Raw genomic sequence first — 22,550 nt, forward strand, 5'->3', positions numbered from 1 at the left:
AGGAGCCCTGCGCGGGGCGGGAGCAAGACCTTGCGGCTCAATCATTTGAAACAAGGGAAACGGAGGGCGGCAGGAAACACCCCGGCAAAAATCGGGGAATCCGGAGATTTTTTTTGAGGGAGAGCGTTGTTTTTAAGGAAGCGGACCGCGCACCAGCCGCAGGAAGGCGTCGGGTCCGTTGATTTTATCCTGATAGGCTTCGCCGCCGTTGCCTTTATAGGAAACGACCACGGCCTTGCCGCCGCGTTCCTCACTGGTCCAGGTGCCCCAGCCGGAACCTTCCGGGAAAATGGGATCGATGAATATTTTATCTCCATCCTTGTCGATGTTGCGCTTGCGCCGGTTGTACAGGGTTTTGGCCTCTTCCGGCGTGGGCAGGCGCCAGTCGTCGTACCCGGCGAAGTGTTTGTTGTTCATGCGTTGCATGAATTCCATCGCCGTGTACCAGTTCACCCATCCCCGTTGAGCTTGCCAGTAATCGCGTTTCATCCACATCAGGCGGGTTTCAGAATCGAAAACGGTGCCGTCGCCCATGTCCCAGTAGATCTGGTCGGCGGATTTGGCGACGGGTTCACGTTTGGCATCGGCGGCGGCCGCTCCGCTCACAAACAAAAGCAGGCCGGCCAGCACGCAGGCCATCAGGATGGAAAAATAGTTTCGCCCAGGCATCGGGTTTCCTCCGGAGGGTCATTTCGGATCGGGTCTGTTTTCTCACAAAGCGCCTAGAGTGTACAATTCCCACCCTTCGAAAGCAAACGGGGAAATCGCCTTGACAGGGTGTGGCGTTGGAGTAAAATCGGTTCCATCAACCACCTGCGGGAGGCGCGCATGACCCCGTCCAGCCATCGCATCCAGACCCCCCTATGCCTGTCGCTCGGCCTTTTGATTTCGGTTTTTTTTATTGCCGGGCCCGTTTGGGCCAAACCCAAAGACCAGGACCGCTGGAACAAAAAGTATGAAGTGGACGTCTTCCTGTTCGGCAAGGAACCGGTTCCTTTTCTCAAGAAAAACGCCGGTCTGCTGCCCAAAGGCAAGACGCTGGACATCGCCATGGGGGAAGGACGCAACGGCGTTTTTCTGGCCACGCAGGGGTTCGACGTGACCGGCTGGGACATCTCCACCGTGGGCTTGCAGAAGGCGCATCGCCTCGCCCAGGAACACAACGTATCGATCGAAACCCAAGTCGTCGATCTGGAAAAAGCCGAACTGCCCAAAAACACCTACGACGTCATTCTGATGATGTACTACATGCAACGTGACCTGTTTCCCCAGATCAGGGACGCGTTGAAGCCGGGCGGCATGGCGGTGATCGAAACCTACAACGTCGATTACCTGAAGTACCGCGATTTCCGCCGCGAGTGGACGCTGGACACCAACGAACTGCTGGACGTGTTCAAGGATTTTAAAATCATCCGTTACCAGGCCTACGATGACGGCGAAGAAGCCTACTCCAGCATCATCGCGCAGAAACCCGCCGAATGAGCCGTCGCAAACCGGCCCGGCCTGGCGCGGACACCGTTTTTCCCAATCCGCTTTGTTGACGTCCCAACCCGCGAGGCCCTCCTGAACCCGATCGCAAAACTATTCACCACACTGGCCAACGCGTTCCCGCTGTGGGTGGTGGCCGGGGCGGCGCTGGCGTTGTGGCAACCGCAAACCGCCACCTGGTTCCAGCCGCACTGGATTCCCTTTTTCCTCGGCATCATCATGCTGAGCATGGGACTCACCCTCACCTGGCAGGATTTTCTGCGCGTGCTGGAATTTCCGCGCACCGTGCTGATGGGCGTCGGCCTGCAATTCGGCATCATGCCGCTGTTGGGATACCTCATTGCCCGCGCTTTTCATCTGCCGCTCGACTTCATGATCGGCCTCATTCTCGTCGCATGCTCACCCGGCGGCACCGCGTCCAACGTGGTGTGCTTCATCGCCCGGCTGAACGTGGCCCTGTCGGTGACACTCACCACCTGCTCGACGTTGCTCGCCGTCATCATGACCCCCCTGTTGACCACCTGGCTGGTGGAAGCGCTGGCGCGCGATCTCACCGGCGCGGCCATTCAGGTGGACACACTGGGCCTGTTGCTCGACACCTTCCAGGTGGTGATCCTGCCGGTGACGGCGGGCGTTCTCATCAATCATTTTTTTCACCGGCAAGTGGCGCGCATCACGCCCTACACGCCGTTGCTGGCGGTGCTGTCGATCGTGTTCATCGTCGATTACATCCTCGCCGCCAAACGCACGGAGTTGCTGGCAAGCGGCGGCACGCTGCTGGCAGCGGTGGTCACTCTGCACACACTGGGGTTTGTTTTGGGATACGGACTGGCGCGGTGGGTCGGCGGCGGCGAACACAACGCGCGCACGGTTTCCGTCGAGGTCGGCATGCAGAATTCCGGACTCGCCACGGAACTGGCGCGCAGCAATTTCGGGGCATTCGGGCTGGCGACGGTGCCGGGGGCGCTGTCCGCACTCACTCATTGCATCCTCGGCAGTCTCGTCGCCGGGCTGTCGCGGTGGTGGCCGCACCCGCCCCGCGTCCCACATCCGGAGCGACGCAAGGCTTAATCCAGGGCGCGGCCTGTGCTATGATGAGCCTGACCCAAGTGAATGATTCGATTATGGAAAGGAGCCGTTTTGGGTAACTTCAACGTTTTGATCGCAGCAGAATTCAAGGACATTACAAGGGAAGCGGAAAGCGAGATCACGCTGCGCCTGGAAGAGGCCTGTTTCGAACGCATCCCCACCCTGAGCCACGCGTGGGAAATCAAACTGGATGCGCCGGACGAAGCCGAGGCCAAAAACGACGCCATCGAAAAATTCGTCAACGTGTGCCGCACCAACCCCTTCGAATTACGCATGGTGGTGCAAAGCGGAACAGGCATTGTGATCCGCAGGAAAAAACAGTTCGAACCTTGATGCGGCCCCAGGGCGGGCGCACCCGCCGGACTACAACGCGGAACCGGTGAACTCTGTCGAGCGCTCGGCGCCGAACTCGTTGCTGACGATGATCAGGTGATGCCCCTGTTTGGTTTGCAGCGGACCATACACCTGGCCCCGATTGAGAAGCATCTTGCGGTGGGCTTCGCGGATGGCGGCCTCCAATTCATGATTTTCCAGAATCGGTTCGCCAGCGAGCTTGCGCGGGTGGTCGGAGGCCAGTTCGATCCAGCCCAGATTGCCCCCGTCGTCCTTGCTCGGACACAGGCTGTACTTTTCCGCCAGCCGCATGAGCATCTTGACGCGGCCCGCCGAAGTTTTGACTTCATCGATGGACGCCTTCAACAGTTCCGCCACTTCCGGTTTGTCCACCACGATATGCCTGACTTGTATCTGGTGCGAAAATCCTACCATGCGTCCCCCAAAAATCCTCATCCTGCATTGAATGACGAACCCGTCGCAACGGGATTTCGGCTTGCTTGGAATAACTGCCCTATACTAGATTATCTGACGACAAATTTCCAGAAAGGTCACCATGTCCCCGTCCAAAATAAAATTGATCCTCGCCTCGCAATCGCCCCGCCGCATTGAACTGTTGCGAAAACTGGGACTGGAGTTTGACATCATCCCCGCGTCCGTGGACGAAATCACGCAGGCCGGGCGGTCGCCGGAAGACAATGCGCTGGCGCTGGCCCAGCTCAAAGCCCAGCACGTGGCCCGGCAGCATCCGGGAACCTTCGTGCTCGGCGCCGACACCCTGGTGGTGCTCGACGACACCCTGCTCGGCAAACCGAACGACCGCCAGGACGCGGAACGCATGCTCAGCCGATTGAGCGGACGCACGCACCGGGTGATCAGCGGCGTGGCGCTGATCGATGACCGGGGCGTGCCCTGGCAACAGGCGGGTGTCTCTCACGTGACTCTCAAACCGATCACGGCGGGAACCATCCGGAGCTACATCGCCACCGGCGAACCGATGGACAAAGCCGGAGCCTACGCCATCCAGGGAAAAGGCGCGGACCTCATCGAAAGCTGGTCCGGTTCGTGGACCAACATCGTCGGCCTGCCCGTCGAAACCGTGTGCCAGCTTTTGCAACAGGCCGCCTGGCCACATCCGCCATCGACCGCGCACTTCGATGTTTTATGAAAGTCCGGCATGCACCGCCACGTCGAACCCCCGCCGGGGTTTCCGCACGCAGAGCGGCCCCGCCGAGGTATCCCCAAACGGACACAAAAAAACAAACCCCTTGACAAAACTTCAATTGTGTAAATTCAAAATCATTTTTTTTATCAAAAATTTCTTGCAGTGTTTTGCTTTTTGGACATATCATTTAGACCTGATCCACAAGCAACAGAACACACATTGGTGAGTCGGTATCCTTATGTTTACAAGCCAGGATTCAATGAAAATTCACGGCCAGTGCCACAAATGCAAGGCACCCATCTTCCTGAACCAGTGCACGGACTGGTACGGCAACACGGTGCTTTCGCTCAACTGCTGGAACGGCCATTACAAGTGGATCGAGATCGAGGATATCGATAAAGAATTCAAAATCGAGCCGGAAAAAAATCTGGTCACCTACATCGGCTTCTTCGACGCTCCATGAACCGCCATCGGTTTACTTCCTTCCCCGTTGTTCTCTTTTTACTGACAATCTTCTTCTCCCTTGGTGTGGGCGACGCGCTGGCGGACGCTCCGCCGAAACCGCCTCCCGGCATGGTGTACATTCCTGAGGGCTATTTCCCGATGGGCGCCAACTCCGGCAACGATTCTGAAGAAGGTCCGCAACACCACGTGTACACGTCGGCGTATTTCATCGATCAGTACGAAGTCAGCAATGCCGAGTACATGAAGTTCGTCGAGGACACCGGCCACCCCAAACCGGTGTACTGGGAAGACGACCGCTTCAACCGGCCCAACCATCCCGTTGTCGGCGTCAGTTGGTTTGACGCCATGGCCTACGCCCGCTGGAAAGGGCGCCGCCTGCCCACGGAAGCGGAATGGGAAAAAGCCGCACGCGGCAACGACACGCGTCTCTACCCCTGGGGCGACAAATGGGCCAAAGGTTTCGTTTTATACTTCGTCAATGTGTACGGCCTGGAAGACAAATACCGGCACACCGCTCCGGTGGACGACTACCCCGCGGGCATCAGCCCTTTCGGCGTGTTCAACATGGCCGGGAACGTCTGGGAATGGTGCCTCGACTGGTACGCCGACGATTACTACCGGAAAAGCCCCGAGTTGAATCCAGAAGGTCCGGAACCGACAAAAATGAAAGTCGTCCGCGGCGGCGGCTGGATCAACAACCTCGACGGGGCACGCCTGGTGCGTCGCGGCCGCAACTTCCCCGCCACCCGGAATATGATCTACGGCTTCCGCACCGTCCTGCCCGTGCCCACTCCGTAAGGGTTGCACCCGCCTTGGCGTTCCAACAAATCGGTTGACATCCCCACCCCCGCGCAGTAAGTTTTTTAAATCCACGGAACTGTTTTTATCATTTTTTTTTTAAAAGAACTTGCGGGGTTTTTCATGATTCCAGGTAACCGTTTTCAATTTCTGTGGGCTCTTGCAGGGGTCGCACTCTGGATCGCGTCCGGCGCCGTTCCGGCTCACGCGCATTCGGGACACGATCACAGCACCGGCCTCAACATTTCTCTTCCTGACGTACTGGCGCAAGTCAACGGCAAGGACATTGGCAAGGACTCCATCCTGGACACGCTGGTCAAAAATGTGGAGCGTTACAAGGAACGGGGCATGGCTCTCTCCGCCCAGCAACAAAAAGTGGCGGCAAAAAAATTACTGGAAGAAGTGATTCACCGTAATCTTCTTTTGCGCAAGGCTCAAACGCTGGGCGTTTCCGTTTCCGCCGGGGACATCGATGCGAAAGTCGGTTCCATCAAAAGCACGTTCAAAAATGAAATGTTGTTTCAAAAACAATTGAAGATGAGAAACCTGACGCTGGAACAGTACCGGAAGAAAATCCGGGACGACCTGTTGATGGATGCCGTGCTGGAAAAAGAACTGGCGGGACAAATCCAGATTCCGGGCGATCGCATCCGCGAATACTTTGAGGAGAACAAGAACACCCTGTCCAAACCGGAAAAACGCAGCGCCCGGGTCATCCTGATCAAGGTCGATTCAAAATCCGGCTCCGCGGGGGAACTGGAGGCGCGCAAAAAGCTGGAAGACATTCTCGCGCAGTTGAAACAGGGGAAAAGCTTTGAGGAAATGGCCACGATGTATTCGCAGGACTCCCTGGCCACCCGGGGCGGCGACCTGGGCTACTTCACCGCAGACAGCCACATGTTCGCGCCGTTCCGCACGCGGGCGTTTCAATTGAACGAAGGGGAAGTCAGCGATATTTTCAGAACGCCGCATGGGTTGCAGATTCTGAAAGTGACCGACGTGCAGGAAGGGTTTCAGGCCACGCTGGAAAACAGTCGTGAAACCGTGCGCAGGGCACTGGTCGATCAGGAACTCAAAAAGCGAACCCGGCCGTACCTCGAAAGCCTGAAAAAAGAGGCCAGCGTGAAAGTTTATTTTTGACGACGAGGACCGGAAACCGGTCCCGATTCATTAAAAAAACCCAAACCCGCTGGCGCACCTGGCGCCGGCGGGTTTATTTTTTGTCCTTCTTTTCCTTCTTGCCCTTGCCGCCATCGATCTGGCTGACTTTACGCTTCACAATCTTGCCGGGATCCTTATCGAAATCCACTTTCAGGTACACCGTGCTGGTGTGCAGTTTATGCACCACAGCGTCCTTTTTCTTACCGGCAAAATCGATTTTGATTTTGTCTCCAACTTTCATGATACCTCCTCAGGCGGATGCCGCCTCCAAGATGAATGCCATCGATACCTGCTGGGTCCTTCCGAGAAGGAAAAAGACTAGTGGAATTCCCGCAAGCTGTCAATTCATTAATCGCCCCGGTTTTCAGGCTGTGTGCCCACGCCGGAACTCTGGTAAAATCTCCGTGGCTCAAGTTGTATTTTGAAACGCCATCCCTGCGAAACCGACCCGAGTGAAACACCCATGACTTCCCCAACCTACGCCCAGGTGGTTTTCAATCTGCCGCTGCCCGGCGCCTTCACCTACCGCATCCCAGCCGCGCTGCAGGATCGGGTGCAGGTCGGCATGCGGGTGCTGGCCCCGTTCGGGCCGCGTAAAATCACCGGCTACGTGGTGGCGCTCACCGACACCTGCGATGCGTCCCTCAAACTGAAAAACCTCGAAGACGTTCCCGACACGCTGCCGGTGATCTCTCCGGAGTTGCTGGCACTCACGCGCACGGTCGCCGACCGCTACCACGCCGGATGGGGGGAAGTCATCAAGGCCGCTCTGCCCGCCGGCCTGGACGACGAGGAACACGAACTGTTTTCGCTGAGCCCACAGGGCGAAGCGGCGTTGCAGACTTCAAACCTGCCCTCAGCCGCACAAGCCGTCCTGCATCTCGTCCACAAACGAAAGCAGCTTTCGCGCAAACAGATCCGCCACGCCCTCAAAAAAAATTACAAATCCCACACGCTGGCCACACTCAAGCTCGAAGGCCACCTGCACACGGAAACGCGTCTGCGCAAAAGCTCCGTGCCGTACAAAACCGAAAAGATCGTCCGCATCGCAGCCGACGCCGCGCCACAGGATGCCGTGGAAACCTTGCTGGCGCGCAGCCCCAAACAAAAAGAACTTTACGACTGCCTGCAAAACGGCGAGTTGCCGTTGCCGGAGTTGGCGAAGCGGTTTCCAAAGTATTCCGGACCTTTGCGCCAGCTGCGTGAAAAAGGACTGGTGGAAACGCTGAGCACGCAAGTGTCGCGGTTCGATGGAGAGGCGCTCGACCTGTCCGCCGCCGCACCGGACGGTCCTTTGAAATTCACGCCGGATCAGGAAAAGGTGTACGCCACGTTGAACGCGGCGCTCGACGCGGCAACCTTCCACACGTTTCTCCTGCAGGGCGTCACCGGCAGCGGCAAAACGGAAATTTATATCCGTTGCATTCAACAGGCCCTCGACGCCGGACGCACGGCCATCATGATGGTGCCGGAAATTTCGCTGACGCCGCAGACGGTGTTTCTGTTCCGCCGCCGCTTCGGTGAAAACGTCGCCATCCTGCACAGCGGCCTGTCGGCGGTGGAGCGTTATCTCGAATGGGAAAAGATCCGGCAGGGCGAGGTGCCCATCGCCATCGGCGCGCGTTCGGCGGTGTTCGCTCCCTTGAAACATCTCGGCATCGTCGTCATCGATGAAGAACACGACGGCTCCTACAAGCAGGACTCGACGCCCCGCTACCACGCGCGCGAAACCGCCATCGCCCGCGCGCAAGCGGCGGGCGCCGTGGTGGTGCTGGGATCGGCAACGCCATCGATGGAGTCGCGCCACAAAGCCATGAACGGCGAATACCAGTACCTGACATTGCCGAAGCGCATCGGCACGCGCTTGATGCCGACGGTGCATCTGGTGGACATGCGCAAGGAACGCGACGAACGCAAAAATTATTCCATCTTCTCGGTCGAAATGAAACGCGCCATCCTGGAACGCATGGACCGGGGCGAGCAGGTGTTTCTGTTTCTCAACCGGCGCGGCACCGCCAACTACGTGGTCTGCCGAAAATGCGGCTTCGTGTTCGAGTGTCCGCATTGCAGCGTGTCACTCACCTTCCACAGCCGTTCCAAAATCCTCATGTGTCATTACTGCAACCTGACGCGGGTGATGCCCGGCCACTGCGTCGAGTGCGGCGGCGAAGTGATCCGCTTCAGCGGATTCGGCACGCAAAAACTGGAAGAAGAAACGCGCGCCCTGTTCCCCGCCGCGCGCATCGCCCGTCTCGACCGCGACACCACGCGCACCCGATCCGCCTTCGAAGCCATGTACCGCGACATGCGCGAAGGCCGCATCGACATCCTCATCGGCACGCAGATGATCACCAAGGGGCACGATTTCCCCGGCGTGACCCTGGTCGGCGTGGTGTACGCCGATTTGTCGCTGCACATTCCGGATTTTCGCTCGTGCGAGCGCACGTTTCAACTGTTGACGCAGGTGGCCGGACGCGCCGGGCGCGGCACCGTTCCCGGACGCGTCGTCATCCAGGCGCACAACCCGGACCATTATGTGTACGACTACGTAGCGCGTCACGACTACAACGGCTTCTTCGACAAGGAACTTGCGCTGCGCCAACGGCTGCACTATCCGCCATTGACGCAGTTGGTGACACTCGCAATCGAGCATCCCAGCGAAGCCCAGGGCGAGGCGTACATGCAGCACCTGCAATCCCAACTTGCGCCGCTCATTCGCGAGGCTGAGGGCGTGGAGCTGTTGGGTCCGGCGCGCGCCGCCCTGTACCGGTTGCAGGACCAGTACCGCTGGCATTTCATTTTCCGGTCGCGCCACGACGAGGCCCTGCAAGCGCTGGCGCACAAGGCCAAGCAGCTCGACGCCATCCAGAAACCGCCCGGCTCCCAGTTCAAGCTCACGCTCGATGTCGATCCCGTCAATATGCTTTAAGTTTCGTTTCGGGCTGTGTTACCCTTTACCTCTTTATTTTATCGATCCGATTCAAGGTCCCCATGCTGCGAAAAATGTATGATTGGGTTCTGCACTGGTCCGCCACAAAATATGCGGTACCGGCGCTGGCGGTGATCGCATTTGCCGAGTCCTCGTTCTTCCCGATCCCGCCCGACGTGCTGTTGATCGCCATGACCGTGGCCGTGCCCACCCGCTGGTTTCATTTCGCACTGGTGTGTTCCATCGGTTCCGTGCTGGGCGGCATGTTCGGCTACCTGCTGGGCTGGCAGTTCATGGACTTGATCGGATTCCACATTGTCGAGTTCTATCATTTTCAGGATCAATTCGATAAAATAGGAGGATGGTACCAGCAATACAATGCGTGGGCTGTGGCGGCGGCGGGGTTCACCCCCCTGCCCTACAAGGTGTTCACGCTGGCGGCGGGCGCGTTTCAGATCAATTTTCCGGTGTTCGTCGGCGCGTCGTTCGTCAGCCGCGCCGCCCGGTTTTTCATCATCGCCGCGCTGCTGTATAAATTCGGTCCGCAGATCAAGATATTCATCGAGCGTTATTTCAACCTGCTCAGCACCGCCTTTTTCGTTCTGCTGGTGCTTGGATTTTTTGTCCTGAAATACGTCATGTGATGGAGAAGATGATGGAAGAGCATGTGGTCGTGTACGTCACCGCCGGATCGGAACAGGAAGCCGAAACGTTGAGTCACGGCCTGGTGACCGAAAAGCTCGCGTTCTGCGTGAACGTGGTCCCCGCCATCAAATCGTATTACCACTGGGACGGCAAGATGAACGTGGATGCGGAAGTGCTGATGATCATCAAGACGCGGCGCGACCGCTTCGACGAACTCAAACAGTGGGTGTCCGAGCATCACAGTTACGACGTGCCGGAAGTCATCGCGCTGCCGGTCGTCGCCGGACTGGACGCCTATCTGCAGGGCATCGACGACTGGGTGCCACCCAAAAAATAATCAGTCCTGAAGGATTTTTCACAATGAGCAACATCCACATTCCCAAAGGCTGGGAGATGCCGGAAAACGAAGTCACGCCGGAGTCGGTGTACCTGAACCGCCGCGAGGTGCTGAAGGCGATGGGCATGGTGTCCCTGTTCGCCGCCGGCGCACTGCCCGCGTGCTCGCCGCCGCAATCCGTGATCGACGCGCACCCGGAGATCAATCTCACCGATCTCGAAAAAACCGTGTACCCGGCCAACCGCATCACCAAATACAAACTGGACCGCCGCATCACCGCCGAAGCCGTGGCTGGATCCTACAACAATTTTTATGAATTCAGCGAGGTGAAGGAGGACGTCGATCACCACGCGCAACGGTTGCAGACGCGCCCCTGGCAGGTGGAAGTGACGGGGCTGGTGAAGACGCCGAAGGTGTACGACCTCGACGACTTTCTGAAACGTTTCATTCTGGAGGAACGCTTTTATCGGCTGCGCTGTGTCGAGGCGTGGGCGATGGCGGTGCCGTGGACGGGCTTTCCGTTGAAGGCTCTGCTGGATGACGTCGAGCCGTTGCCCAACGCGACGCACGTCCGCTTCGAGTCGTTCCACAAACCGTTTCTGGCGCAGGGGCAGTTTGCGTTCTGGCAACCGTGGCCGTATGCGGAAGCGCTCACTATCAAAGAAGCCGTGAACGAACTGGTGCTGATGGCCACCGGTATTTACGGACACCCCTTGTCGAAACAGCACGGCGCGCCGATCCGCCTCGTGGTGCCGTGGAAGTACGGCTTCAAGAGCATCAAGTCGATCACGAAAATCGAGCTGGTCGATTACGAACCGTCCACCTTCTGGAACACGCTGCAACCGCTCGAATACGGCTGGGAAGCCAACGTCGATCCCAACGTGCCGCACCCGCGCTGGCCGCAAACCAAGGAAGAACTGATCGGCACCCGCGAAGTGCGCCTCACCCAGAAGTACAACGGCTACAGCGATTTCGTCGCGTCGCTCTACACCTGATCTCTACCCGTCACTCCACCGAGCGGGCGCAGCGGAAGCCGATGTGATCGAAACGGCCCGCGGCCAGATCATAATTGCGGCGTGTGGCACGCAGCGTCTGCTCCAGATCACGCCACGACCCGCCACGCACGGAGCGGTACTTGCTGTCGAACGGACCCTGTGGGTCGCGCTTCGGGCTTTCCCTGTAATACGCGTCGGAATAATTGTCCGCCACCCATTCCCACACATTGCCCGCCATGTCGTACAGGCCGAACGCGTTCGGTTTCTTTTCTCCCACCGGGTGCGTGGACTTGCCGGAGTTGTCCCAATACCACGCATACTCGCCGTCGATGGCGTCGCCCCAGTGATACCGCGTTGTCGTATCGCCGCGCGCGGCTTTTTCCCACTCCGCCTCCGTCGGCAAACGCTTGCCGGCCTGTTTGCAGAAATCACGCGCCTCGTACCAGGTGACCTGCTCAACCGGATGGCGCGGCCCTTTGAATCCAGATGGGTTGCCGCCCATCACCGCTTCGAACTGCTGCTGCGTGACTTCGTATTTATCGATGTAATAAGCGGAGAGGTGGATGGTGTGTTCCGGTTCGTCTTCCGCCGCGCCGGACCCCATCACGAATTCACCTTCGGGGATGAGCACCATGCTGGCGTCGTGCGGCGAGGCGGCGGCCACTCCACCCAGGCCAAGCCAGGCGGCAATCAGAAAAGTGAAATGAAAACCGGATGCGGCTCTCATGGTTTATTTGCGGATAAAGAGTTGGATGAAGTTGGCGATGAACCCGGAGATGGCGGCACCCGACCCGGCAGCGATGATGAGGATGTCGCGGTCGCCGGTCTGGTACCCCACCAGCGTGCCCGCCAGCACCCCGATGCAGATGGTGAACAGGTAAATCCGGCCGCCCAGCCAGCCGATGAAGCCGCCGACCACGGCGCCCAACGCGCCCGCCACCATGGACAGCATGGGACTGTGTACGACCACGCCGATCATGATGCCTGTCAATCCCAGCAGAAAAATGCCAGCATAAATGTTGTTCCGGTGCGTCATGTGTGCCTATCATGATACAGGAAGCGTACTTCCCGGTCTTGTCCAATTTCCTGAACGCACCACGCGGCATGGCGGTCCGGCGCGACGTGCTGTTCGTTTCCGACCCTGCCGGCAACGCGATCTACCGCCTCGACACCGCAGCCGGAAACAGCATTCAGATTCTGGTAAAAGATCCGCGGCTGGGCGGACCCAACGGGCTGGTGCACGATATACGTCACGACACATTGATTGTGGTGACAGGACGGGGACAGGTTGTGGCGGTGAATGCCGACGGAGCGTTCCGTTCGCTGCTGGGAAAATCGTTCGGGAGTTTGTACGGGGTGGATTTCGACCGCGCCGGAAACCTGATCGTTTCCGATTTCCAGCGCGACCGTTTAATCCATATCAAAAACTACAGCGAAGTGAGCACGCTCAAGGAAAACCTGCTGACCCCCGGCGGGCATCGCTTACGACTACCGCCATCACCGGGTGGGGGTTCCCTCGTGCCGGGGCAACGCCGTCCTCACCCTGGCGCTGCCGCCCGGATGAATCCCGCATCCGCTCCTGCGCTTCGGTCTTACTTCTGCAACTCGGCGTACACCGCGTCCAGACTGCTCTTGGCGTCGCCGAACAGCATGCGCGTGTTCTCCTTGAAGAACAGCGGATTCTGCACGCCCGCGTAACCCGTCGCCATGCTGCGTTTCAGCACAATGGTGTACTTGCCCTTCCAGCATTCCATGACCGGCATGCCGGCGATGGGGCTGTTCGGGTCGTCCTGTGCCGACGGGTTGACGATGTCGTTGGCGCCGACAATGATGGAGACATCCACGTCCGGGAAATCATCGTTGATTTCGTCCATCTCGTAAACGATGTCATACGGCACCTGCGCCTCCGCGAGCAACACGTTCATGTGGCCCGGCATGCGGCCCGCAACGGGGTGGATGCCGAAACGCACATTGATCTTTTTGTCGCGGAGCTTTTTGGTGATTTCACGCACGATGTGCTGCGCCTGCGCCACCGCCATGCCGTAACCCGGAATGATCATGACCTCTTTCGAGTCCTTCAGCAACTCGGCCACTTCCGGAGCTTCCATCGCCACGATCTCGCCCTGCTCCCCTTCCGCTGCCGCAGAAGACGCGCCTGTGGTGGTGCCGAATCCGCCGGCGATGACCGACAGGAACTTGCGGTTCATGGCGCGGCACATGATGTAACTCAGGATGGCGCCGCTGCTGCCGACCAGAGCACCGGTCACGATGAGCAGGTCATTGTTGAGCATGAACCCGGTGGCAGACGCCGCCCAGCCGGAATAGCTGTTGAGCATGGACACGACAACCGGCATGTCCGCGCCGCCGATGGCCATGACCATGTGGATGCCGAACAAGAGGGCGATGCCCGTCATGATCAGAAGCGGCGTGAGACCCGCACCCGCCGCCGATTGATCGACAAACATTTTGCCGAGCACGATGGTGGCGATCAACAGGCCGAGGTTGAACAAATGCCTTCCGGGGATCAGCATCGGGTTGCCGGTGATCTTGCCGCAGAGCTTGCCCCAGGCGATGACCGACCCCGAAAACGTGATCGCACCGATCAGGATGCCAAGATAAGTTTCGACATCATGGATGGTGAGATCGATGCCGGTGAAATGCGAATTGGGATCCATGAAGTTGGCGTAGCCGACCAGCACCGCCGCCATACCGACCAGGCTGTGCAGGATAGCAACCAGTTCCGGCATTTCCGTCATCTGCACGCGTTTGGCGAGGATCAGGCCGATGGTGCCGCCGATCACCAGCGCCCCGACCAGCAGGGCCATGTTGGCGGTGACCCCGGCGATGGTCACGATCAACGCGATGGTCATGCCGAGGATGCCGAAAATATTGCCGCGCCGCGCGGTTTCCTGATGGCTCAGGCCACCCAGCGCCAGAATGAACAGAATGGTTGCCCCGATATAAGAGGCGGTTACGATTCCTGGACTCATCTTCTCGCCTCCTATTTACGGAACATGTCGAGCATGCGTCGCGTCACCGCGAAGCCGCCCGCAATATTGATGGCTGTGATCAGGGTCGCCGCAGCGGCCAACCACATGATCAGTTTTTCGCCCGAGCTGATTTGCAGCAGGGCGCCAATGATGATGATGCTGCTGATGGCGTTGGTGACACTCATCAGCGGCGTGTGCAGGGCGGGGGACACGTTCCAGATCACCATGTAGCCGACGAAGCAGGCCAGCACGAATACCGTGAAGTGCGCCATGAACGCCGCCGGAGCCACGGAACCCAGTCCCAGCAACAGCAACGCGCCGCCTCCAAACAGGATCGCCGGTCCCATCGCCGAAGGCTTTTCCGCCTTCTTCACGACGACCGGCGGCGCTTCCTCTTTCGGTTTGGGCGGAGCCGCCGACAGTTTGGGGGCGGGAGGCGGCCAGGTGATCTCGCCGTCCTTGACCACCGTGACGCCGCGGATGACTTCGTCTTCCATATCGACGTTGAGGTTGCCGTCCTTCTCCTTGCACATGTCCGACAACAGGTGACGCAGGTTGGTGCCGTACAACTGGCTGGCCTGCGTGGCCAGGCGGCTCGGCAGGTCCGAGTACCCGATGATGGAAACGCCGTTGACGTTGGCGATTTTGCCCGGCTCGGTCAACTCGCAGTTGCCACCCTGTTCGGCGGCCAGATCGACGATGACGCTGCCGTTCTTCATCAGCTTCACCGTATCGGCGGTGATGAGTTTCGGCGCCGGTTTGCCGGGGATCAGCGCGGTGGTGACGATGATGTCCACCTCCTTCGCCTGCTCCGCAAACAGTTCCATTTCCTTTTTGATGAACTCCTCACTCATGACCTTGGCGTAACCGCCTTCGCCGGAACCCTCTTCCTCGAAATCGAGCATCAGGAATTCCGCGTCCATGCTCTCCACCTGCTCCTTGACTTCCGGCCGGGTGTCGAACGACCGCACGATGGCGCCCATGCTCTTGGCCGTGCCAATGGCGGACAAGCCGGCAACTCCCGCGCCGATGACCAGCACTTTCGCCGGCGGAATCTTGCCGGCTGCGGTGATCTGCCCGGTGAAAAAACGGCCGAAACACTGGGCCGCCTCCACCAACGCCCGGTAACCAGCGATGTTCGCCATTGAGCTCAGGGCGTCGAGTTTCTGTGCGCGGGAAATGCGCGGCACGCTGTCCACGGCCATGGCCGTGACTTTTTTCTCCGACAGCTTCTTGAGCAGGTCCTGGTTCTGGGCCGGCCACAGAAACGAAATCAGAATCTGGCCCGGGTGCGTCAACTCCACCTCGTCGGTCTTCAATTCCGGATGCTGCTCCGGTCCGCGTACTTTCAATATGATATCGCTCTGGTCCCAGACCGCCTTGGTCCCGTCCAGCACAGTCACCCCCGCCTCTTTATAGGCGGCATCGGAAAACTTTGCCTCGGCGCCGGCACCGGACTCAATCGCGACTTCAAACCCGAGCTTGATCAGCTGGACCGCGACCTCCGGGGTCGTGGCCACGCGCTTCTCTCCGGGATGAACTTCTTTAGGAATGCCAATTTTCATCGCAAATTGTTCCTTTTATTTATAATTGGTTCTCAGAAATGCCCACGAATGATAACCAAAACAGGGTTCTTGTCAAAAACTTTTTTAATTTCCGAGCATAGAACCCAAAACTCTAACATAACCAAATTCAATTTCACCCTTTTTCTGGCTCCCTTTTCCGGATTTTCGCACACTTGGACATGCTTAAATCCGGCTCCGTGTTTGGATTCAACGCGACCCCAGGCCTTGCAAATATTTGTTCATTGAGCCCGCAGACGGCAGCCTCCGCCGGAGGCTCCTCCCTGCCCAGAATCGTCTGCACCTTCCCTCATCGGACACAAAATTTTCTACATGGTAAATTTTGTTAACAGAAGTGGATTTACGCGACACCGATCAAAAATACAGTTATAATTAAAAAAACAACGATTTAATTTGACGAGCCTCCTCTTCATGTCCTCCGCAAAACCATTAATTTCCGAATACTTAATAATAGCTATCGTATTACTGATATCAGCCTGTCCGTCTCTGGCGGCGGATTACGTCCCGGTTTCATACAAGGAAAAAGACTTTGTGGATGCCTGGTGCGCCGCTTCTCAAGGGGCCACCGAAGTCCAGCAGGCGGATCGCACGCGCATCGATTGCGTCACCGCCGAATACGCCATCGAGTTCGATTTCGGCGTCAAGTGGGCCGAGGCCATCGGCCAGGCCCTGTTTTATTCCGCTGAAAGCGGGCTGAAGCCGGGAATCGTGCTCATTCTCAAAAAGCCCGGAGATATCCGCTACCTGGCGCGCCTCGAAAAAGCCAACCGCCACCACCGCCTCAATATCCGCATCTGGGTGATGCGCCCCGACGACCTGACTCATCCCAGCAGGGCGATGGGCCTGCACTGACGCCGCTCCGCGGTCGCGAACACGGGGCCGCCAACAGAGTGGGAAAATACCCACTTTTTCCGGGAGGGTTCAAGTGTTTAATGCTACACTGGTTTACATTTCAATCTCTTAACATTCAGTTGCTGCCCATCCCGTGTCTCCTGTGGAAACATGCTGGGCTTGGAACACATGCAACCGGAGGTCTGAATGAAACGGGAAATTGCAAACCAGATCATCCAGGAGAAGACGTTCCTGCTGGAACACCCCGAACTGTTTTTCAAATTGTTCGATGGGCTGTTTCCCTTTTTCCTGTTCACCCGCGATGCGGGCGGCCGGTTGATATCGGTCAGCTCCAACATCGCCTCCGTGCTCGGGCACGAACCCGAAGACTTCACCGCCCATTGGCAGAACCACCTGACCCAGCATCCGGTCAATGCGACGTTCACCGAGCGCAGTCAACTCTCCCCGGAAACCGCCACAACGCCGACCAGCTATAAGGCCATTATCAGCAACAACCAGCACGAACCCATCTGGCTGGAAGTGTTCGAGTCCCCGCAGATGCAAAATGGCAAGCCGGAAAAAATCATCGGCATCGCACTTGACCTGACAAAACGCAGCGTGATGGAAAACCAGCTGCGGCTGGGAGAAAAACGGTTCCGCGAAATGAGCCAGGCCTCGCCCATCGGGATTTTTCAGACGGATGGCGACAACCTGATCGCTTACGTCAATCCGGCGTGGGAGATGATCACCGGCCGCACCATCTCCGAAAGTCTGGGACAACCGTGGTGGGACGTCATCCATCCCGGAGACCAGGAATCCGTGGTGCGCAAATGGATGCGCGTCATTGAGAAAGGCGACGAGATCGATGCCGAATGCCGTGTGGTCCGACCCGATGGCGCCGTGATCTGGGTCAAGATCCGCTCGCAGATTTTGTCCGACGACGCCGGCAAAGTCACCATCGCCACCGTGGAAAACATCGACCAACAGGTGGCCGACCGGGAAAAGCAAAAACAACTCATCCATGAACTGCTGCAACTCAAAGAAAAGCTGGAAGTGGCGACCCGCACCGATCCCCTCACCGGTCTGCCCAACCGCCGCGACCTCAACGAAAAACTCGCGCACGAAAAAGCGCGTTTCGAACGCACCGGGCGCCCTTTCACGCTGTTGATTGTGGACATCGACAAATTTAAAAATATCAACGACCAGTTCGGCCATGATGCGGGCGATTACATTTTGGTGCAGGTCGGCGAACTGTTGCGCAACAGTTGCCGGCGCATGGACCACATCTGCCGCTGGGGCGGGGAGGAGTTTTTCTTCCTGCTGCCGGAAACCAACCTGGAAAACGGATTCATCTTCGCCGAAAAACTGCGTACCAAACTCGAAACCGCCACGTTCAATTACAAAGGCAATGAAGTCGGCGTGACGGCCAGCTTTGGCCTGAGCTGTGTGGACGATGACAACCGCGACTTGGAATCCTTCATTAAAGAAGCGGATGATTGCCTGTACGACGCCAAAAGAACCGGACGCAACCGCACGGTGGCCCGCAAAAACAAAAAAGCATCCGGCTGATACGGGAGCCGTGTCCTTGCGCTCTCCTTCCCCTACTCCGCCTGGCAACCACCGTCCGGACCGTTGGCATTGTGCGTGGCCGTACCTGTTCTTCGCATTGTTGCTGCCAGCGCACCTCACCTTCACCGCTCCATGGGCTTTCGCCGCCGAAACCGGCTCCCTTCCCTTTCAATCCATCAATGTTCCGCCCGAGGTGGGGCTGCGGTCTTTACCGGAAGAGGACGTGCATTACCGCGGCGCGCTTTACAATCGCGAAGCGTTCCTCGAACTATGGAACTTGCAGGAAAACGTGATGTCGGATTTTCCGCGTCTGCTCAACTGGCTCATCCCCGACCCGCCACCCATCGATTTCAACCGCCACACCGTCTTATGGTTTTCCAATCGCGGCGCCGGGGCCAGTTTCGTGGAGATGCAGCGCGTGGTGGTGAGTGAAGACGGCGGCGCGTTGGAAGCGCACATCAAGGTGGTGTATTCGGATTTCGGTTCGAAAAAACTCAATTTATGGAAAATCCCAAAAACCCATTTGCCGGTGGTGTTTCGGGAACAGGCGGTGTTTGACGGCGGACCCTGACGGGCTCAGTCGTCCATGTCGTCGAACACGCCGGTGGTGAGGCTTTTGCGGGCGGTGCGCGCTTCCTGCTCGGCGCGGGTGATGCTCTGGTCGTAGTCGTTGTGATCGACGTAACGCAGCACCGGTTCCATCTCAGGATGGCGTTGCAGGTAGAGTTTCGCCATAGTCTGACACACGCGCCGGTACTTGGGGTGCCCCGCCTTCTGCGTGCGCAACTCGGTGAAGTGGCCCAGCTCGCGCAGGTTCATGCCCATGTTCCAGCGCATGAAATGATTGAACAACGCGGCGTACTGCGCCTCTTCGCGCAGCCCGGCGCGTTTCAGATCGTGGTGCAAGCCTTCGGCGCGTTGAAAACATTCCTGCACCGCATCCAGCATGCCGACCTCTTCGATCTCGTCGGGAATGGAATACCCCAGCAACACCCCCATGTCCTGCCGTTGCTGGGTCAGCATGCGGTGCCGTTGCAGGTCGCGGTACTCGGCGAACCCGGCAACGATGTCGAACTCGATGGGATAGCCGTACTCCAGCGCCCGGCCCGGTCGGTCGCGTTTGCTTTTGCGTTCGCCCATATACAGATTGAAAATGTCGAGGCGCGCCTGTTCGGAAAGCGCCCGCACCACGCGCCGCACTTGTTGCGTGGAGTGCTGCACGTACGGAAAAATCATCGAGGCCACGAGGTTGATGAAGTAATCCTCGTCGCGGTTGTCCAGCAACACCACTTCCGGCACGGTCTCGATGGCTTCGGCGGCGAACAGTTCGTCGCAGCGGGCGCGCATTTTCCGATGCACGTCGGCGCGGTGTTCGCGGCGGGCGGCGCGCTTGATGAACGTCGGGATCTGGTGGTTCAGGGCTTCGCGGATCTGCTCCGCCAGGTCCTGCGCCTCGCTCAATTCCTCGGTCTGCAATTTGGAAATCAGCATCGAGAAAAAACGCCCGTTGCCGATGATGCCGACGTTGGCCTGCGTTGCCGCCGGAAGAATGCAGCGCATGATGTCGCAGGCGGCGCTGCGGATGGTGAAGTTGTAGGCGATGCGGTGGGCGCGCTTCTCGTTGTCGTCGGTGAGGTCCGCGGGGAACACACGCTGCACGCCGCCACCGCGCTCGACCTCGATGGCGAACCGGTCGGCAGGCAGGCGCTTGCGGAACAGTTCCTGCATCGGCTCGACCATGGCCGCGTACGTGTCGAACAAAAAGTCCATCACCGCCACGTACGATTCGCCGAGTCCCGATTCCATGATAGTGCGCGACCGCACGTAGCGCCAGCGGCCGCCGCGTTTCTGGTCGTACAGCACGTAACGGGTGGATTCCTCGATGGGCGAGCCGCCGATGCGGCAATCCTCGATGATCTTGGTCATCAGGTTGGAGATTTCCTCGATGCAGAGCGGCGCCACCGCCAGCTCCGCCACCGAATCGTCGCCGAACTTGTTGACGACCCGATCCACCATTTCGCTGCCCTTGATGTCGTTGGGCGTGCCGTCGGCGTTGAGGAACTCGCGCGCCACGGTTTCCTTGAACCCGGTGGGAGCGCGGCTGTAGCGGGCGAGCGCCGCACCGATGACCTCCGGATTCAGGTCGCGAATCGAGAAGACCCGCGCGTCCACGTCGGTGACGTACCGGCGAAGGATATCGCGCTCGCGTTCGCTGAGATCATCAGTCCGTTTTGGCTTCATTTATTTCTTCCGGAGGATCCGGGAGTTCGATTGGATCCTTGGCACAGCGGAACCCGGCATCGTTGAACCGGACATAGGGGCGGGCCCAGCGGCGAAAGGCGCTGTGCAGCGTGTCCTCGTAATTGACCCAGGACCCGCCGCGCATGACTTTGAAGACGCCGCGCTTCGGTCCCTGGGGATTGCTCCTCACCCGTTTCTTGTAATAGTGGCGGTCGTACCAGTCGGACACCCACTCCCACACGTTGCCCGCCATGTCGTGCACGCCGTACACCGACGCCCCGTTGGGGTAACTGCCGACATCGGTCATGGTGTGGATGCCGCGCCATTTGCGGCGATAGGTGGCTTTTCCCGGCGGCGTGTCATTGCCCCAGGGATAGAGATTGCCCATGGGGCCGCGCGCCGCTTTCTCCCACTCCGCCTCGGTGGGCAACCGTTTGCCGCGCCACTTGCAGTATTCATTGGCATCGCGCCAGCTCACCTGCGTCACCGGCTGGTTCTTGATGGCTTTCGGGAAACTCGCACCCTGCCACAAGTTGCCGTCCCAGCAGGCTTTCGTGTCGCAGGTGTCGTCGAGGGCCGGGCGGTGGCCGGTGGCCTTGACGAACTCCAGGTATTTTTCGTTGGTGACCTCGTAGATGTCGATCCAGTAGGGATCGAGGTACACCATGTGATCCGGGTATTCGTCCTTGAACCACCAGCGGCTGCACCGTTCGTCCACCTGCCAGCACATCTCCAGCATGTCGGTGATCTTGTGGAACCCCAACCCCATGCGGAACGTGCTGCCGGGGATCTCCACCATGTCGGAATACCGTTTGCGGATATCCTCCCGCGTCATCGCCTCTTCTTCGTCATGCACGGAAGCGGCCTGGACGGACAACGCCATCCCCAGCGTCAACAGTGACACAAAGATCACGAAACGGCAAAATCTCTGAGTCTGTTTAAACATCCACCCCAACTTCAAATGTGTTTGGATTCACGTGTTCAGACTGTGCACCGGGCTTCACAGCATCGAAGCCGGTTGTGTGGGTTGGCCGGTTCCCCGGAACCGGGCCATTTCCTTGCCATGAATCCAGAACAACCCCAGGCCGAGGATCATGTTGACCGTGTAAAGCCAGGTCAGGCGGCTGTGGTACGTGTCAAACTGACGCTGCAACTGGAGGTTTTCCGGATTGGCTTTTTTCTGCTGATCCATGGCGTGCATTTCGGGCCTCAGAACGCTGCCGATGTACAGGGCCAGCGCCACCATGATGACCAGAAACACTTCGCGGGTGTACCGCTTTTTCGTCACCCTCGGTTCCACGTACCCGCCCCAGCCCTGCCGGTCCGCCAGAAACTTGATCAGCACCGCCGCCACCATCAGCCCCATGCACCAGTAAATGATGTGCACGTTGAAGATATCCATGAGACCGTTCATCACCTTGCTGGCCATCTCTGGCTGCTCTTTCAATTTCACGCGCACCACAATTTCCGCCAGGATGCCGAGCAAAAACATGCCCCCCACCCACAGGGCCAGGGAGAACAGATACAACCAGTTGGAAAAATAAATCAAACGTTTCATTTAAAAAATGAGTTCCTTTTCCTTACAGTCCAAGGCGTGCGGGCCGGGTTCAGCGTCCGCCGGAGACCTGCTTGCGCAGTTCTTTATAACTTTTCTGAATCTGCCGCTCCTGATGTTCCTTCAGCTCGACGATTTCCGGCCGGTCTCCCCCGAACCAGCTTTTGACCGTGTCGCCCGTCTTATACCGGTTCACCGAGTTGAGGATGGACAAGTAAATCACAAAATACAGAAAACCGAACGTATAAAGTAACAGGGGGACGAACGACTTCAGCCGTTTCCGCTCGGTTTCCGGCTTGTTGAACCACCACTCTTTCCAATAAGCAAACGTGAACCATCTCATGGCCGGACTCTGAAACCTCAATAAAACTATAAA

General features: G+C 58.4%; 26 protein-coding genes. 15 read left to right on the top strand and 11 right to left on the bottom strand.

The features are described from left to right. Window positions 1–132 precede the first annotated feature (132 nt). On the bottom strand, window positions 133–669 hold the full coding sequence (locus tag QML71_RS11280) for an Lcl C-terminal domain-containing protein (protein WP_282012030.1): 537 nt from the start codon (window positions 667–669) through the stop codon (window positions 133–135). A gap of 159 nt (window positions 670–828) precedes the next feature. Between QML71_RS11280 and QML71_RS11285 the strand changes: the two genes are divergently transcribed. The 3 genes from QML71_RS11285 (at window position 829) to QML71_RS11295 (ending at window position 2,910) form a co-directional block, all read left to right on the top strand. Beyond that, the gene (locus QML71_RS11285) at window positions 829–1,482 is read left to right on the top strand and encodes a class I SAM-dependent methyltransferase (protein WP_282012031.1); all 654 of its coding nucleotides are present in this window, start codon (window positions 829–831) and stop codon (window positions 1,480–1,482) included. Window positions 1,483–1,611: 129 nt separating this feature from the next. Continuing rightward, the gene (locus QML71_RS11290) at window positions 1,612–2,559 is read left to right on the top strand and encodes a bile acid:sodium symporter family protein (RefSeq protein WP_282012588.1); all 948 of its coding nucleotides are present in this window, start codon (window positions 1,612–1,614) and stop codon (window positions 2,557–2,559) included. 69 nt (window positions 2,560–2,628) lie between these two features. Next, window positions 2,629–2,910: a hypothetical protein gene (locus QML71_RS11295; protein ID WP_282012032.1), complete on the top strand. Its 282-nt coding sequence runs from the start codon at window positions 2,629–2,631 to the stop codon at window positions 2,908–2,910. A gap of 30 nt (window positions 2,911–2,940) precedes the next feature. Here the strand turns inward: QML71_RS11295 and QML71_RS11300 are convergent, their stop codons facing one another. Then, window positions 2,941–3,345: a peptidylprolyl isomerase gene (locus tag QML71_RS11300; protein WP_282012033.1), complete on the bottom strand. Its 405-nt coding sequence runs from the start codon at window positions 3,343–3,345 to the stop codon at window positions 2,941–2,943. Between the two features lie 121 nt (window positions 3,346–3,466). Between QML71_RS11300 and QML71_RS11305 the strand changes: the two genes are divergently transcribed. The 4 genes from QML71_RS11305 (at window position 3,467) to QML71_RS11320 (ending at window position 6,478) form a co-directional block, all read left to right on the top strand. Then, window positions 3,467–4,078 carry a Maf family protein gene (locus QML71_RS11305; RefSeq protein ID WP_282012034.1) on the top strand — a complete coding sequence of 204 codons (612 nt, stop codon included), beginning with the start codon at window positions 3,467–3,469 and terminating at the stop codon, window positions 4,076–4,078. 256 nt (window positions 4,079–4,334) lie between these two features. Beyond that, window positions 4,335–4,538 (top strand): hypothetical protein, encoded by a 204-nt coding sequence (locus QML71_RS11310; protein ID WP_282012035.1) that lies wholly within the window; start codon window positions 4,335–4,337, stop codon window positions 4,536–4,538. Window positions 4,539–4,603: 65 nt separating this feature from the next. Then, a complete protein-coding gene (locus QML71_RS11315) occupies window positions 4,604–5,338 on the top strand; it encodes a formylglycine-generating enzyme family protein (protein WP_282012036.1) in 735 nt (244 codons plus the stop codon). 123 nt (window positions 5,339–5,461) lie between these two features. Continuing rightward, window positions 5,462–6,478: a peptidylprolyl isomerase gene (locus QML71_RS11320; protein ID WP_282012037.1), complete on the top strand. Its 1,017-nt coding sequence runs from the start codon at window positions 5,462–5,464 to the stop codon at window positions 6,476–6,478. Window positions 6,479–6,551: 73 nt separating this feature from the next. On the opposite strand, the gene QML71_RS11325 is transcribed toward QML71_RS11320, so the two are convergent. Further along, a complete protein-coding gene (locus QML71_RS11325; RefSeq protein ID WP_282012038.1) occupies window positions 6,552–6,740 on the bottom strand; it encodes a hypothetical protein in 189 nt (62 codons plus the stop codon). Between the two features lie 222 nt (window positions 6,741–6,962). Here QML71_RS11325 and priA point away from each other — a divergent pair, with 222 nt between their 5' ends. The 4 genes from priA to msrP all read left to right on the top strand — a co-directional run bounded on the left by priA (window position 6,963) and on the right by msrP (window position 11,405). Then, on the top strand, window positions 6,963–9,428 hold the full coding sequence (priA, locus tag QML71_RS11330) for a primosomal protein N' (protein ID WP_282012039.1): 2,466 nt from the start codon (window positions 6,963–6,965) through the stop codon (window positions 9,426–9,428). A gap of 62 nt (window positions 9,429–9,490) precedes the next feature. Then, window positions 9,491–10,072: a YqaA family protein gene (locus tag QML71_RS11335; RefSeq protein WP_371832121.1), complete on the top strand. Its 582-nt coding sequence runs from the start codon at window positions 9,491–9,493 to the stop codon at window positions 10,070–10,072. An 8-nt stretch (window positions 10,073–10,080) separates the two neighbouring features. After that, entirely contained in the window at window positions 10,081–10,410 is a 330-nt protein-coding gene (gene cutA, locus QML71_RS11340; protein ID WP_282012041.1) for a divalent-cation tolerance protein CutA, read from the top strand. Window positions 10,411–10,433: 23 nt separating this feature from the next. Next, complete coding sequence (gene msrP, locus QML71_RS11345; RefSeq protein WP_282012042.1) at window positions 10,434–11,405, top strand: protein-methionine-sulfoxide reductase catalytic subunit MsrP; 972 nt, start codon at window positions 10,434–10,436, stop codon at window positions 11,403–11,405. A 10-nt stretch (window positions 11,406–11,415) separates the two neighbouring features. On the opposite strand, the gene QML71_RS11350 is transcribed toward msrP, so the two are convergent. Both QML71_RS11350 and QML71_RS11355 read right to left on the bottom strand, forming a co-directional pair. Then, complete coding sequence (locus QML71_RS11350) at window positions 11,416–12,132, bottom strand: formylglycine-generating enzyme family protein (RefSeq protein ID WP_282012043.1); 717 nt, start codon at window positions 12,130–12,132, stop codon at window positions 11,416–11,418. A gap of 3 nt (window positions 12,133–12,135) precedes the next feature. Then, window positions 12,136–12,441, bottom strand: coding sequence for a hypothetical protein (locus QML71_RS11355; protein WP_282012044.1), 306 nt, complete (start codon window positions 12,439–12,441; stop codon window positions 12,136–12,138). 2 nt (window positions 12,442–12,443) lie between these two features. Between QML71_RS11355 and QML71_RS11360 the strand changes: the two genes are divergently transcribed. Continuing rightward, on the top strand, window positions 12,444–13,103 hold the full coding sequence (locus QML71_RS11360) for an NHL repeat-containing protein (protein WP_282012045.1): 660 nt from the start codon (window positions 12,444–12,446) through the stop codon (window positions 13,101–13,103). Here QML71_RS11360 and pntB read toward each other — a convergent pair. Together pntB and QML71_RS11370 are read right to left on the bottom strand one after the other, a co-directional pair. Then, entirely contained in the window at window positions 12,998–14,395 is a 1,398-nt protein-coding gene (gene pntB / locus QML71_RS11365) for a Re/Si-specific NAD(P)(+) transhydrogenase subunit beta (protein ID WP_282012046.1), read from the bottom strand. The two genes, QML71_RS11360 and pntB, sit on opposite strands and share 106 nt — an antisense overlap. An 11-nt stretch (window positions 14,396–14,406) precedes the next feature. Further along, on the bottom strand, window positions 14,407–15,960 hold the full coding sequence (locus QML71_RS11370; RefSeq protein ID WP_282012047.1) for a Re/Si-specific NAD(P)(+) transhydrogenase subunit alpha: 1,554 nt from the start codon (window positions 15,958–15,960) through the stop codon (window positions 14,407–14,409). Window positions 15,961–16,509: 549 nt separating this feature from the next. Between QML71_RS11370 and QML71_RS11375 the strand changes: the two genes are divergently transcribed. From QML71_RS11375 to QML71_RS11385, 3 genes are all read left to right on the top strand, one after another. Continuing rightward, window positions 16,510–16,830 (top strand): hypothetical protein, encoded by a 321-nt coding sequence (locus QML71_RS11375; protein WP_282012048.1) that lies wholly within the window; start codon window positions 16,510–16,512, stop codon window positions 16,828–16,830. 186 nt (window positions 16,831–17,016) lie between these two features. After that, entirely contained in the window at window positions 17,017–18,378 is a 1,362-nt protein-coding gene (locus tag QML71_RS11380) for a sensor domain-containing diguanylate cyclase (protein WP_282012049.1), read from the top strand. Between the two features lie 16 nt (window positions 18,379–18,394). Continuing rightward, complete coding sequence (locus QML71_RS11385; protein ID WP_282012050.1) at window positions 18,395–18,949, top strand: hypothetical protein; 555 nt, start codon at window positions 18,395–18,397, stop codon at window positions 18,947–18,949. Window positions 18,950–18,954: 5 nt separating this feature from the next. Here the strand turns inward: QML71_RS11385 and QML71_RS11390 are convergent, their stop codons facing one another. The 4 genes from QML71_RS11390 to QML71_RS11405 all read right to left on the bottom strand — a co-directional run bounded on the left by QML71_RS11390 (window position 18,955) and on the right by QML71_RS11405 (window position 22,517). Next, window positions 18,955–20,619, bottom strand: coding sequence for an FAD-dependent thymidylate synthase (locus tag QML71_RS11390; RefSeq protein WP_282012051.1), 1,665 nt, complete (start codon window positions 20,617–20,619; stop codon window positions 18,955–18,957). After that, complete coding sequence (locus tag QML71_RS11395) at window positions 20,600–21,523, bottom strand: formylglycine-generating enzyme family protein (RefSeq protein ID WP_282012052.1); 924 nt, start codon at window positions 21,521–21,523, stop codon at window positions 20,600–20,602. Before QML71_RS11395 ends, QML71_RS11390 begins: the two co-directional genes overlap by 20 nt. A 96-nt stretch (window positions 21,524–21,619) precedes the next feature. Next, on the bottom strand, window positions 21,620–22,177 hold the full coding sequence (locus QML71_RS11400) for a DUF4149 domain-containing protein (protein WP_282012053.1): 558 nt from the start codon (window positions 22,175–22,177) through the stop codon (window positions 21,620–21,622). A 49-nt stretch (window positions 22,178–22,226) separates the two neighbouring features. After that, on the bottom strand, window positions 22,227–22,517 hold the full coding sequence (locus QML71_RS11405) for a hypothetical protein (RefSeq protein ID WP_282012054.1): 291 nt from the start codon (window positions 22,515–22,517) through the stop codon (window positions 22,227–22,229). Window positions 22,518–22,550: the final 33 nt, after the last annotated feature.

It is taken from the genome of Nitrospina watsonii, from assembly GCF_946900835.1.
GTDB classification, from domain to species: Bacteria; Nitrospinota; Nitrospinia; order Nitrospinales; family Nitrospinaceae; genus Nitrospina; species Nitrospina watsonii.